This window comes from uncultured Stenotrophomonas sp., assembly GCF_945952405.1.
Classification (GTDB): Bacteria; Pseudomonadota; Gammaproteobacteria; order Xanthomonadales; family Xanthomonadaceae; genus Stenotrophomonas.
The window spans coordinates 372,216-385,204 of the sequence record NZ_CAMFIA010000001.1 but is presented as its reverse complement, the minus strand read 5'-3'; the positions used below and the strand labels follow the sequence as shown (position 1 = coordinate 385,204).

The window sequence follows — 12,989 nt, the reverse complement described above, 5'->3', positions numbered from 1 at the left end:
TCATGGGCGCAGGAGCGTGATGGGTTCGCACCTGCCAGGCCACCTCACCCGCTCCAGCCCAGCCACAGCTGCGCCCGTTCCGGCAGCAGCAGCAACCAGTGCCGACGGTCGATGCTGCTGCAGCCGTACACCGCCGCATGCGCCGGCCAGTCATCCGGCAGCCCGGCGATGCCGATCTCGGCCAGCGCCTCGGCACCGGCCCTCCACCGTCGGTAGCGCGGCACCGTGCCGGCCAGCGCGCCGCGTCCCTGCCGCGCACCCTGCAACCAGGCCAGGCCCTGGCCGCGCAACCCCTCGCAGGTCACCGCGGCCAGCTGGAAGCGGACCAGGCCGGGGGCGATCCGTGCCCCCGGCAGGGCCGCCAGCACGCCATGTGCCTGCAGCAGTGCATCCACTTCCAGCAGGGCCGGAATGCCCTGCCGTGCCCGTTGCTGCAATCCCTGGCGCCAGCCCATGTCGTGCTCCTTACTTCAGGTCCGCGCCAAGCGCGTACCAGTCGACCCGGCGGGTCACCCACATCGCCAGCGCCAGGATCACGAACAGCAGCAGCGATCCCATCAGCAATGCGTTGTTCTCCGACACCAGCAGGCCATACAGCGCGCCATACAGCACGGTCAGCAGCGCGGCAAAGCCAAGGCCACGCTTCCAGTGCCCCAGCACGTTGGCCAGATACACCGCCTGCAGGCCGATGCAGGCCAGCGCCGAAACCAGATAGGCCTTCCAGAATGCGATGTGCTCGGACAGGCTGATCAGCAGCAGGAAGAAGATCGCCAGCGCCAGGCCCACCATCAGGTACTGCAGCGGATGGATGCGCAGCGACTTGATCAGCTCGAACAGGATGAAGCCGACGAAGGTGAGCAGTACGAACAGCACGCCGTACTTCGAAGCACGATCCGCCTGGGTGTAGGCATCAACCGGATCGACCAGCGACACCGTCACCGCCTGCGAATCGATGGCACCGTCGGCGCGCAGCTGGCGCTGGGCATCGGAGGCCAGCGAAGACACCGCCCAGCGTGCATCGAAGCCCTGCGCATCAACGCGACGCTCATTCGGCAGGAACGCGCCGCTGAACGAGGGGTGCGGCCAGCTCGAACGCAGCGCGATGTGGGTGTCATCGCCCACCGGCACTACCGACAGCATGCGGCTGCCGTCAAGGCGCAGCTCCAGCTCCACGGTGCTGGCGGCCAGGGCACCGCCGTGGTCCTCGGCGAAACCGGCCACCGGCGCATGCAGGCCACGGCCGACCTCGCTGGCCGCGCCCACGCCCGGCAGCAATCGCAGCTGCTTGCCATCCACGCGCAGGTTCGGGGTGCCGACCAGCCCGCGCACATCGGAAACGCCCAGCGCCACATACGGCTGGCCGTAGCTGCGGCCGGCCTTCACGGGATAGTCGTCCGCGGCGAAGGTCGCCTTCAGCTGGCCGTTCCAGCTGTATACCGGCACCTTGAACAGGCCGACCTCGCGCTGGCTCGGCAGCATCTCGCCGCCCACGTCCAGCGTTGCCGGCATCTGCAGCCAGTGGCCCTCGCTGACCTGCACCTCGGTCTTCTTGTTGCCCTTGGCGTCGACCACCTCGACCTGCTGGCGCTCCACCCAGGGCACCACCCGCACCGGACCGACCAGGCGCTGCGAGCCCGCACGGCTGTCGGCAACCCGCGAGAACGCCTCGTCGCGGTACGCACTGCGTTCGTTGATAACCCCGCGGATCATCGTCAACGGCACCAGCAGCAGCAGGATCAGCCCGCCGACAATGGCGAACCGCAGCAGCATCTTCAGGGATTTCATGGTCCATCCTCGTTGGAGAGGGCCGCAGGATGGACCGCTGCGGTGAGCAGGGTTTGTGGCGAATTTGAAGCGAGTGTGAAGTCAGCGCCGCGGGCGCTGGCCCGGCGTGCCCAGCGGCAGCCACAGACGGGCCACGGTGCCGCCTCCGTCGCGCGCTTCGACACTGGCCCGGCCATCATGCAGGCGCGCTACTTCCTGCACGAACGGCAGGCCCAACCCGGAGCTGCGCCGCCCGCTGCCCGGCCGGGCCAGGGAATAGAAGCGTTCGAATACCCGCTCGCGGGCGTAGTCCGGGATACCCGCACCGCGATCGGCGACCTGCAGGCACACGCCCTGCCCGTCGACCTCGGCCTGCAGCGCGATCTCCGCAGCGGCGGGCGAGAAGGCGATCGCATTGTCGATCAGGTTGTGCAGCGCCTGCCGCAACAGGTAGGCATCGCCCTGCACCGCCAGGTCCGGTACCGGGCCGATGCGGACCTGCACGCCGGCCGCCTGTGCACGCACCTGTGCGGCCGCCGCGGCATCGGCCAGCAGCACCGGCAGCGCGATCGGGTCGCGGGTCTGCAGCCAGCCGTGCTGTTCCACTTCGGCCAGCGCCAGCAGCTTGTCGATGGTCTCGGTCAGCCGTTCCTGCTGGTCGACGATGCTGCGCGCGAAATGCACGCGGTCGGCCTCGGGCAACGGTTCCTGCAGCAGCTCGGCGGCACCGCGGATGGCGGCCAGCGGGCTCTTCATCTCATGCGTCAGCGACTGCACGTACCGCTCGACGTAGGCCTTGCCTTCCAGCTTGCGGCGCATGGTTTCCAGCGCCTGGCCGAGATCGCCGATCTCGTCGCGGCGGCGCCGCGGCGGCGGCACCGGCTCACCGGCGGTGACCGCGCGTGCATAGCGGCTGAGCTGGCCAAGGCCGGTGGTCAGCCACATCGTCACCAGCACGCCGACCAGCGCCGACAGCCCGATCAGCCAGGCGCCGCGCTCGATGATGGCGCGCTGGCTGGCCGCGATGAACGGATCGATGCTGCGGTTGGGCTGGGCCAGGCTGAGCACGCCGATCAGGGTGCGACCATCGGCCGGGTCGTACACCGGTGCGGCCACGTGCATCACCGTGTCGCCTTCCTCACCCGGTATCTCCGGGCTGGAGCGTGCGCCGTACTGCCCGCGCAGGGTCCGGTAGACGTCGTTCCAGCGCGAGTTGTCGCGCCCCAGGTCGCGGCCCAGCGAATCGTAGATGACGATGCCCTTGGCATCGGTGATGGTCACCCGGTAGTCCAGCGAACGCTTCGGGAAGCGCCACACCATCGCCTTCAGGTCGCGCTGGCGCGCCTTGGCCAGGTTGCGGGTGAAACCGCCGCTGCCGATGGTGCCGGCCTTGACGTCGGCGGCGGCCATCTCGGCCAGCACATTGGCGGCATCGACCAGGGTCGACTCCATCGCCTGGCGCACGCCGGGCTTCACTTCGTTGACGAACACCCGCATCACGAAGAAGGCCGCGATGCCGGTGATCAGGAAGAAGCCGAGGAACAGCTTCAGCACCAGGCGCATCGGCTAGACCTCCAGCGCGTAGCCGAGGCCACGGTGGGTACGGATCGGGTCGTCGCTGGCACCGGCCGCACGCAGCTTGGCGCGCAGGGTCTTTACATGGGTGTCGACGGTACGGTCGGCACTGTCGGCGCTGCTGTCCCAGCCACGGTCCATCAGCTGGGCTCGGCTGAGGATCGCGCCCGGGCGCTGCAGCAGTGCTTCCAGCAGGGCGTACTCGTAGCGGGTCAGGTCCAGCATCTGGCCGCGGAAGCGGATGCGGCGGCCGTCACGGTCGATGGCGAAGGCACCGTGCTCGCGCCAGCCCGCGTCCGCGCCGGGCACCGTCACCGCCGGCAGCGCGCGGCGCAGGCGCGCACGCACCCGGGCCACCAGCTCGCGCGGCGAGAACGGCTTGGTCATGTAATCGTCGGCGCCCAGCTCCAGGCCGAGCACGCGATCCACCTCGTCGTTGCGGGCGGTCAGGAAGATGACCGGCAGCTGCGCCGTCGGGCCGGGCTGCGCCCGCAACCGCCGGCAGACCTCGAAGCCGCCCAGGTCGGGCAGGCCCACGTCCAGCACCACCACGTCGATATCCCCGGCCTGCAGGCGCTGCAGCGCCTCGCCGCCCAGCAGGCAGTGGCTGGCCGCGTAGCCTTCGCTGCGCAGCGCATAGAGTACGGTTTCGGCAATGGCGGCTTCGTCCTCGACCACCAGGACATGGGCAACGGGCGCTGTCATGGCGCGCAGCATAGCCGCTGCGGCCGCCGCCCCGTACACTGCCGCCCATGAACTATCGCCACGCCTTCCATGCCGGCAACCACGCCGATGTGCTCAAGCACATCGTGCAGCTGGCCCTGATCGACAGCTTCAAGCGCAAGGACAGCCCGTTCTTCGTGCTCGACACCCACGGCGGTGCCGGCCGCTACCTGCTGGCCAGCGAAGAGAGCCGCAAGACCCTGGAGGCCGAATCCGGGATCATGCGGCTGATGGCCCAGCCCAAGCTGCCGGAGGTGGTCGAGCGCTACCTGAAGGCAGTGCAGGCCGACAACCCGGTGGGCGCGATGACCACCTACCCGGGCTCGCCGCTGCTGAGCGCGCAGGCGATGCGCGCGCAGGACCGCATGGCCGTCTGCGAGCTGCAGGAAGCCGAAACGGCCACGCTGAAGGCCTTGTTCGCGCATGACAGCCGCGTAGGCGTGCATCCGGGCGATGGTTATGCGCTGCTGCGCTCGCTGCTGCCGCCAAAGTTCAACGGCAGCAAGATCGGCCGTGGCCTGGTGCTGATCGACCCACCGTACGAGGCCCAGGACGCCGAGTACCAGAACGTCCTGGCCGCGCTGGCCGAGACCCTGGCGCGCTGGCCGCAGGCGACCTGCGCGGTCTGGTTCCCGATCAAGCAGCGCCGCACCATCCTGCATTTCCTGCGCAAGGCCACCGCGCTGCCAGTGAAATCGGCGATGACGATCGAGTTCCTGGTACGCCCGGACGACTCGCCGCTGCGCCTCAACGGCAGCGGCATGCTGCTGCTCAACCCACCCTGGCAGTTCGACCGGGTGGTCGGCCCGGCCCTGCCGGCGCTGCGCCAGCACCTGGGCGAAGCCGGTGCCAGCACCCGCCTGGATTGGCTGAAAGCCCCCGAATAGCGGCCTTCACGAGGCTGTATCGCCGTGAGCCTTTCGTTCACGGAATGCAGCCCCGGTGATGCCACAATCGATGGACCACCAAGGAATCACCCGGTATGGCCACTCGCAACCGCATGCCGCCCTGGCATGAGATCTTCAAGGCTCCCAGCGGCCACGAGCTGCTGATCCGCCCCATCCGCCCGGAAGATGGCGCACCGCTGCAAGCGGCGTTCAGCCTGTTCGGGCCGGAAGAAATCCGTGATCGTTTCCTGCAGGCGGTGACCGAGCTTTCGCCGGAAACCACCCAGCGCCTGACCCATCCGAATCCGAAGACCGAGATCACCCTGGTCGCGGCCGAATCCCTCCCCGCCGGCGAGGCCGTGGTCGGCGCGGTCGCTCGCGCCTCGATCATCCCCGGTACCCGTGAAGCCGAGTACGCGATCCTGATCAGCCGCTTCCTGATCGGCCAGGGCCTTGGCCGCCAGCTGATGCGCAAGCTGGTGAAGTGGGGCCGCGGCAAGTACCTGGACCGCCTGTACGGCGATGTCGCCGCCGAGAACGAGCCGATGAAGCAGCTGGCCGCCTCGCTGGGCTTCAAGCCGGTCCCGCACCCCACCGGCGCCGAAGGCCTGGTGCGGATGGTGCTGGAACTGGACAACTGAAGGTAGCGCCGGCCACTGGCCGGCCTTCCGCTACCGCAACGGCGCATCAGGCTGCCGGCCGCCGGCCGGCGCGGTGCACCGGGCTTCAATCGGGCTTCTGCTAAAATCCGCGGTCCATGTCGCGTACTCCATACCCCGCCCCGCCGCTGCCGCGTGCCGGCCAGCTCCGCGCCTGGTGGCGCGCCCCCGCATCGCCGACCGCCCTGGCCTGGTATCTGGCCCAGGCCGCCCGCGCGCAGGATGCGCCGCTGCTGGTGATCACCCGTGACAACCACGGCGCCAACCAGCTCGAAGCCGACCTGCAGACCCTGCTCGGCGGCGACCCGGCCCTGCCGGTGGTCGCCTTCCCAGACTGGGAGACCCTGCCCTACGACCGCTTCAGCCCGCATCCGGACATCATCTCGCAGCGCCTGTCCGCCCTGCACCGCCTGCCCACGCTGAAGCGCGGCCTGGTGATCGTGCCGGTGCAGACCCTGCTCCAGCAGTTGGCCCCGCGCAGCTACGTGATCGGTGGCAGCTTCGACCTGAAGGTCGGCCAGCGCCTGGACCTGGAGGCCGAGAAGCGCCGCCTGGAAAGCGCCGGCTACCGCAACGTGCCGCAGGTGATGGACCCGGGTGATTTCGCCGTGCGCGGCGGCCTGCTCGACGTGTTCCCGATGGGCGCCGACGAGCCGCTGCGGGTTGAGCTGCTGGATGAGGACATCGATTCGATCCGCGCCTTCGACCCGGAAAGCCAGCGCTCGCTGGACAAGGTCGAGGCGGTGCACATGCTGCCGGGCCGCGAAGTGCCGATGGACGAGGCCAGCATCGCCCGCGTGCTGGCCACGCTGCGCGAGCGCTTCGACGTCGATACCCGGCGCAGTTCGCTGTACCAGGACCTGAAGTCCGGGCTGGCCCCGGCCGGCGTCGAGTATTACCTGCCACTGTTCTTCGAGCGCACCGCGACCCTGTTCGATTACCTGCCCAACGGCAGCCTGCCGGTGGTCTGTGCCGGTGCCGGCGAAGCCGCCGAGGCGTTCTGGACGCAGACCGGCGAACGCTACGAACAGCGCCGCCATGACGTGGAACGGCCGCTGCTGCCGCCGTCGGCGCTGTACCTGTCGCCGGAACTGCTGCGCGAACGCCTGAACGATACCGCGCGCATCGAGGTGTGGGCCGCCGACCATGCACGCATCGCCGATGCGCACGCGCTGGGCGACCAGCCGCTGCCGCCGTTGCCGGTGGCCGCACGTGAAGCGCCGGCCGGCGATGCCCTGAAATCCTTCCTCGGCCACTATCCGGGCCGGGTGCTGATCGCCGCCGATTCGCCTGGCCGCCGCGAGGCCCTGCTGGAAGTGCTGCAGGCGGCTGAGCTGAAGCCGCCGGTGGTAGCCGACCTGCCCTCCTTCCTCGCCAGCGATGTGCGCTTTGCCATCGCGGTGGCGCCGCTGGAGGATGGCTTCGCGCTGGATGAGCCGCGCATCGCGGTGCTGACCGAGCGCCAGCTGTTCCCCGAGCGCGCCGGCAACGCCCGCCGCACGCGCCGTGCCGGTCGCGAGCCGGAAGCGATCATCCGCGACCTCGGCGAACTGACCGAGGGCGCGCCGATCGTGCACGAGGACCACGGCGTCGGCCGATACCGTGGGCTGATCGCGATGGATGTCGGCGGCATGCCCGGCGAATTCCTCGAGATCGAATATGCCAAGGGCGACCGACTGTATGTCCCGGTCGCCCAGCTGCACCTGATCAGCCGCTACTCCGGTGCCTCGGCTGAAACCGCGCCGCTGCATTCGCTGGGTGGCGAGCAGTGGAGCAAGGCCAAGCGCAAGGCGGCCGAGAAGGTGCGCGACGTGGCCGCCGAGCTGCTGGAGATCCAGGCCCGCCGCCAGGCGCGTGCCGGCCTGGCGCTGCAGGTGGACCGCGCGATGTACGAGCCGTTCGCGGCCGGTTTTCCGTTCGAGGAAACCCCCGACCAGCTGGCCGCGATCGACGCCACCCTGCGCGACCTGGCCAGCAGCCAGCCGATGGACCGCGTGGTCTGCGGCGACGTCGGCTTCGGCAAGACGGAAGTGGCCGTGCGCGCCGCCTTCGCCGCGGCCAGTGCCGGCAAGCAGGTGGCGGTGCTGGTGCCGACCACGCTGCTGGCCGAGCAGCACTACCGCAACTTCCGCGACCGCTTCGCCGATTACCCGCTGAAGGTCGAGGTGCTGTCGCGCTTCAAGACCAGCAAGGAGATCAAGGCCGAACTGGAGAAGGTTGCCGCCGGCACCATCGACGTCATCGTCGGTACTCACCGCCTGCTGCAGCCGGACGTGAAGTTCAAGGATCTGGGCATGGTCATCGTCGACGAGGAGCAGCGCTTCGGCGTGCGTCAGAAGGAAGCACTGAAGGCGCTGCGCGCCAACGTGCACCTGCTGACCCTGACTGCCACGCCGATCCCGCGCACGCTCAACATGGCCATGGCCGGCCTGCGCGACCTGTCGATCATCGCCACGCCGCCGCCGAACCGGCTGGCGGTGCAGACCTTCATCACCCAGTGGGACAACGCCCTGCTGCGCGAAGCCTTCCAGCGCGAGCTCGCGCGCGGTGGCCAGCTGTACTTCCTGCACAACGACGTGGAGAGCATCGGCCGCATGCAGCGCGAGCTGTCCGAGCTGGTGCCCGAAGCACGCATCGGCATCGCCCACGGGCAGATGCCGGAACGCGAGCTGGAAAAGGTGATGCTGGACTTCCAGAAGCAGCGCTTCAACGTGCTGCTGTCGACCACGATCATCGAATCGGGCATCGACATCCCCAACGCCAACACCATCATCATCAACCGCGCCGACCGCTTCGGCCTGGCCCAGCTGCACCAGCTGCGTGGCCGTGTCGGCCGCTCGCACCACCGTGCCTACGCCTACCTGGTCGCCCCCGACCGCCGCTCGATCACGCCGGATGCGGAAAAGCGCCTGGAGGCGATCGCCTCGATGGACGAGCTGGGCGCCGGCTTCACCCTGGCCACCCACGATCTGGAGATCCGCGGTGCCGGTGAACTGCTGGGCGAAGACCAGAGCGGGCAGATGGCCGAGGTCGGCTTCAGCCTGTACACCGAACTGCTCGAGCGCGCGGTACGCAGCATCAAGCAGGGCAAGTTGCCCGACCTGGACGCCGGCGAGGAAATCCGCGGCGCCGAAGTCGAGCTGCATGTGCCGGCGCTGATTCCGGAAGACTACCTGCCCGACGTGCACACCCGCCTGACCCTGTACAAGCGCATTTCCAGCGCACGCGACAGCGACGCGCTGCGCGAACTGCAGGTGGAGATGATCGATCGCTTCGGCCTGCTGCCGGATCCGGCCAAGCATCTGTTCGCCATCGCCGAGCTGAAGCTGAAGGCCAACACGCTGGGGATCCGCAAGCTGGACCTGGGCGAGAACGGTGGCCGCATCGCGTTCGAGTCCAAGCCGAACATCGACCCGATGGCGGTGATCCAGCTGATCCAGAAGCAACCCAACCTGTACGCCATGGAAGGACCGGACAAGCTGCGCATCAAGCACCCTCTGCCGTTGCCGGAAGACCGCTTCAATGCGGCCCGCGCCCTTCTGACCACCCTCGCCCCGGGTTGATCGCCCCCGCACACCCCGCACCGGTCCCCACCCGGTGCGGGCGGATGACCATGTTTCCAGACGCCGTACCCGCCCCCGACCTGCTGCACGCGCAGGCCTGCCTGATCGATGTCCTCTCGATGTCGCTGCAGATGCGCGATGCCTATACCCGCTACCACTGCGACCGCGTCGGCCTGCTTGCGCAGCGCCTGGCCGCGCACTGCGACCTCGACGACGATGCCTGCGCGCAGATCGGCCTGGCCGCGCGCTTCCACGACATCGGCAAGATCGGCATCCCCGACGATGTGCTGCTCAGCCCGCGTCGGCATACCGACCAGGATCGCGCAATCATGCGCGAGCATCCCGCACGCGGTGAGCACATTTTCCTGGCTACCGGCCGCAGCGATGCCGCACCGGTGGCACGCTTGATCCGCGCCCATCACGAAGCGTTCGACGGCAGTGGTTATCCCGATGGCCTGCACGGCGAAGACATTCCGCTGGGCGCACGCATCGTCACCATTGCCGATGCCTACGACGCGATGACCAGCGTGCGTCCCTATCGCGCCGCGATGGAACGCGAGGCGGCCCTGCGCATCATCGACGAGCAGTCTGGCGGGCTGGTCGATCCTTACGTGCTGCAGCGCTTCCATCGCCTGCTGGCGCAGGAGCCGGCGCTGGCCATGTAGCGCCGGTTGATGGTCGAGCAACGGTCGACCCTACCGGTTTGCATCACCGGTTTGCATTCGGCGGATGGCGCCAGCGCCAACCCGCCAAGCAAAAGGCCCGGCATTCGCCGGGCCTTCTGCATCACGCATCAGCGGCGATCGATTACCAGATCACCACGCGCTTGTCGTCGGCACGCACCATCGCGTCGCCGGCCTTGCACTGGAAGGCCGCCGCGAACGACGGCATGTTCGACGGCGCACCGTTGGCACGGAAGTTGGCCGGCGCGTGCGGGTCGGTGTTCAGGCGGACGCGCAGCTCACCATCGGTGAAGTTGCGGCGCCACACGGTGGCCCAGTTCATGAAGAAGCGCTGGTCCTGGCTGTGGCCATCGACTTCGACATTCGCCTTCGGGTCTTCCTTCAGCGCCATCTGCAGCGCATCGTAAGCCACGGTCAGGCCGCCCAGGTCACCGATGTTCTCGCCCAGGGTCAGCTTGCCCTTCACGAACACGCCCGGCACCGATTCATAGCCGTCGAACTGCGCGACCAGCTGGTCGGTACGCTGGGTGAAGGCCTTGCGGTCGGCGTCGGTCCACCAGTTGTCGAAGTTGCCGTTGGCGGCGAACTGGCTGCCCGAGTCATCGTAGCCGTGCATCATCTCGTGGCCGATGACCGCGCCGATGCCGCCGTAGTTCAGTGCCGGATCGGCCTTGGCGTCGAAGAACGGTGCCTGCAGGATCGCCGCCGGGAACACGATCTCGTTCTTGGTGGCGTTGTAGTAGGCATTGACGGTCTGCGGGGTCATGCCCCACTCGGTCTTGTCCACCGGCTTGCCGATCTTGTCCAGCATGTAGCGGTAGTTGAACGCACGTGCCGCCTGCATGTTGCCCAGGTAGCTGTCGCCGTTGGTCTGCAGGCCCGCCCAGTCACGCCACTTGTCGGGGTAGCCGATCTTCGGGGTGAAGCTGGCCCACTTCTCCAGCGCCTTCTTCCTGGTTTCTTCGCCCATCCACGGCAGCTGCTCCAGGCGTGCCTTCAGGGCCTGCGACAGGTTTTCCACCAGGTGCTGCATGGCCACCTTGGACTCGGCCGGGAACACGGCGTCGACGTACAGCTGGCCCAGGGCTTCACCCATGCCGCCGTTGACCGACTCCAGCACGCGCTTCCAGCGCGGCTGCATTTCCTTCTGGCCACGCAGGGTGCTGCCATAGAACTCGAAGTTGGCCTTCTCGAACTGGCTGCTCAGGTACGGCGAGGCGTCGTCGATGGTGTGGAAGCGCAGGTAGGCCTGCCAGGTGCTGGCCGGCACGTCGGCCAGCATCTTGTCCATTTCACCGAAGAAGCCCGGCTGGGCCAGCGAGAACTTCTGCGCGGCCGGCACCTTCAGGGTGTCGAACAGCGCGGTCCAGCTGAAGTTCGGGGTCAGCTTGTCGGCGTCGGCCGCGCTGAGCGGGTTGTAGCGCTTGGCCGGGTCACGCATTTCGATGCGCGACATCGAGGCCTTGGCCAGGCGGGTTTCGAAGGCCATCACCGCCTTGGCCTGTTCGGCGGCCTGTGCGGCGTCCACGCCGGACAGGGTCAGCACCTGCGCGATGTAGGCCACGTAGGCGTCGCGGATCTTGGCCTGTGCATCGTCGAAGTAGTAGCCCTTCTCCGGCAGGCCGAGGCCGCCCTGGCCGACGTAGGCGATGACGTTGCCCGAATCCTTGTAGTCGGCGTTGGCGAACAGCGAGAACAGCACGCCCTTGCCCTCGGCCTGGCTGTCGCGCAGGTACTGGGTGATGGCGGCGGTGTCGTTCAGTGCGGTGATCTTGTCCAGCTGCGGCTGCAGCGGTGCCAGGCCGGCGGCTTCGATCTTCGCTTCGTCGTTGCCGGTCTTCCAGATGTCACCGATCTTGGCCTCCACCGAGCCGGCCTTGGCCTGGCTGGCGGCGGCCTGCTGCACCAGTGCGTGCTGCACTTCCAGCGAGCGCTCGCGCAGGATCTCGAAGCTGCCCCAGGTGGTCTGGTCGCCCGGCACCGGGTTGGCCTTCAGCCACTTGCTGTTGACGAAGCCATTGAGGTCGGTACAGGCCGAGATCGACGGGTCCAGATCGGCGCTGTTGAGCGAGATCAGCGGCGTCTTGATCTGCGACAGATCGAAGGCCGGCTTGGCGTCGGCACTGGCAGCCGGCGCGGTTTCATTCTTGCCACAGGCGGCCAGCGAGGCGGCAATGGCAAGGGTCAGGCCCAGCGGGGCCAGGTTGCGGAAGTTCATGAGGCGCTCCTGCGGGTAATTCCACAGGGTAGCCGGGCCGGCCCGCGACCGGGACCGCCAAAGGTCACAGGGGAAACGTTCATGGTCGAAACCGGGTGGGTGCAGACCGTTGGTCCGCACACACCCAGCAGAGGAATACCCACCAACGGTGGGTATCTACCGCGCTTTGCCCTGGTTGGCCACGGCTTCGGCCGCCTTGCGCGCCGCTTCCGGATCACCCAGGTAGCGGAACGACTTCACGGTGAGGTCGTCGTTCAACTCGAACAGCAGCGGGATGCCGGTCGGGATGTTCAGCTCGAGGATTTCCTCGCGCGAGACGTTGTTGAGGTACTTGTACAGCGCGCGCAGCGAGTTGCCGTGGGCGGTGACCAGCACGGTCTTGCCGTCCTTCAGCTGCGGCGCGATGGCGTCGTGCCAGTACGGCAGCACGCGGTCCAGGGTGGTGGCCAGCGATTCGGTACCCGGCAGCGCGTTGCGGTCCAGCCCGGCGTAGCGACGGTCATGGATCGGATGGCCCGGATCTTCCAGCTCCATCGGCGGCGGCGGGATGTCGTACGAACGGCGCCACACCTTGACCTGCTCCTCGCCGTGCTTGGCGGCAGTCTCGGCCTTGTCCAGGCCCTGCAGGCCACCGTAGTGGCGCTCGTTGAGGCGCCACGACTTGCTCACCGGCAGCCAGTCCTGCCCCAGCTCGGCCAGTGCGCCCTGCAGGGTGTGGATGGCGCGCTTGAGCACGGAGGTGTGGGCGACATCGAACTGCAGGCCTTCCTCGCGCATCAGCCGACCGGCGGTGGCCGCTTCCCGGCGCCCCTGCTCGGTCAGGTCGACATCGACCCAGCCGGTGAAGCGGTTGTCCAGGTTCCACTGGCTCTGGCCATGGCGCAACAGTACGAGTTTACGGGTCACTGCAGGGTCTC

10 protein-coding genes are annotated in these 12,989 nt (G+C 68.2%); 4 read left to right on the top strand and 6 right to left on the bottom strand.

Annotation, left to right across the window (positions count from 1 at the left end; translation table 11 throughout):
• Positions 1–44: 44 nt before the first annotated feature.
• From Q0P60_RS01820 to creB, 4 genes are all read right to left on the bottom strand, one after another.
• Positions 45–455, bottom strand: coding sequence for a hypothetical protein (locus Q0P60_RS01820; protein ID WP_294987634.1), 411 nt, complete (start codon positions 453–455; stop codon positions 45–47).
• A gap of 10 nt (positions 456–465) precedes the next feature.
• A complete protein-coding gene (gene creD / locus Q0P60_RS01815; RefSeq protein ID WP_294987632.1) occupies positions 466–1,785 on the bottom strand; it encodes a cell envelope integrity protein CreD in 1,320 nt (439 codons plus the stop codon).
• Between the two features lie 81 nt (positions 1,786–1,866).
• Positions 1,867–3,327, bottom strand: coding sequence for a two-component system sensor histidine kinase CreC (creC, locus tag Q0P60_RS01810; protein WP_294987630.1), 1,461 nt, complete (start codon positions 3,325–3,327; stop codon positions 1,867–1,869).
• 3 nt (positions 3,328–3,330) lie between these two features.
• The gene (gene creB / locus Q0P60_RS01805; protein WP_294987628.1) at positions 3,331–4,056 is read right to left on the bottom strand and encodes a two-component system response regulator CreB; all 726 of its coding nucleotides are present in this window, start codon (positions 4,054–4,056) and stop codon (positions 3,331–3,333) included.
• A gap of 35 nt (positions 4,057–4,091) precedes the next feature.
• Here creB and rlmJ point away from each other — a divergent pair, with 35 nt between their 5' ends.
• The 4 genes from rlmJ to Q0P60_RS01785 all read left to right on the top strand — a co-directional run bounded on the left by rlmJ (position 4,092) and on the right by Q0P60_RS01785 (position 9,836).
• Complete coding sequence (gene rlmJ, locus Q0P60_RS01800; RefSeq protein ID WP_294987626.1) at positions 4,092–4,949, top strand: 23S rRNA (adenine(2030)-N(6))-methyltransferase RlmJ; 858 nt, start codon at positions 4,092–4,094, stop codon at positions 4,947–4,949.
• Between the two features lie 95 nt (positions 4,950–5,044).
• On the top strand, positions 5,045–5,590 hold the full coding sequence (locus Q0P60_RS01795) for a GNAT family N-acetyltransferase (protein WP_004150340.1): 546 nt from the start codon (positions 5,045–5,047) through the stop codon (positions 5,588–5,590).
• Between the two features lie 116 nt (positions 5,591–5,706).
• Positions 5,707–9,171, top strand: a complete 3,465-nt coding sequence (gene mfd / locus Q0P60_RS01790) for a transcription-repair coupling factor (protein WP_294987623.1) — start codon at positions 5,707–5,709, stop codon at positions 9,169–9,171.
• 44 nt (positions 9,172–9,215) lie between these two features.
• Entirely contained in the window at positions 9,216–9,836 is a 621-nt protein-coding gene (locus tag Q0P60_RS01785; protein ID WP_294987621.1) for an HD domain-containing phosphohydrolase, read from the top strand.
• A gap of 142 nt (positions 9,837–9,978) precedes the next feature.
• Here Q0P60_RS01785 and Q0P60_RS01780 read toward each other — a convergent pair whose 3' ends face one another.
• Together Q0P60_RS01780 and gpmA are read right to left on the bottom strand one after the other, a co-directional pair.
• The gene (locus Q0P60_RS01780) at positions 9,979–12,072 is read right to left on the bottom strand and encodes a M13 family metallopeptidase (RefSeq protein ID WP_294987619.1); all 2,094 of its coding nucleotides are present in this window, start codon (positions 12,070–12,072) and stop codon (positions 9,979–9,981) included.
• Between the two features lie 156 nt (positions 12,073–12,228).
• Positions 12,229–12,978, bottom strand: coding sequence for a 2,3-diphosphoglycerate-dependent phosphoglycerate mutase (gpmA, locus tag Q0P60_RS01775; RefSeq protein ID WP_294987617.1), 750 nt, complete (start codon positions 12,976–12,978; stop codon positions 12,229–12,231).
• Between the last annotated feature and the right edge of the window lie 11 nt (positions 12,979–12,989).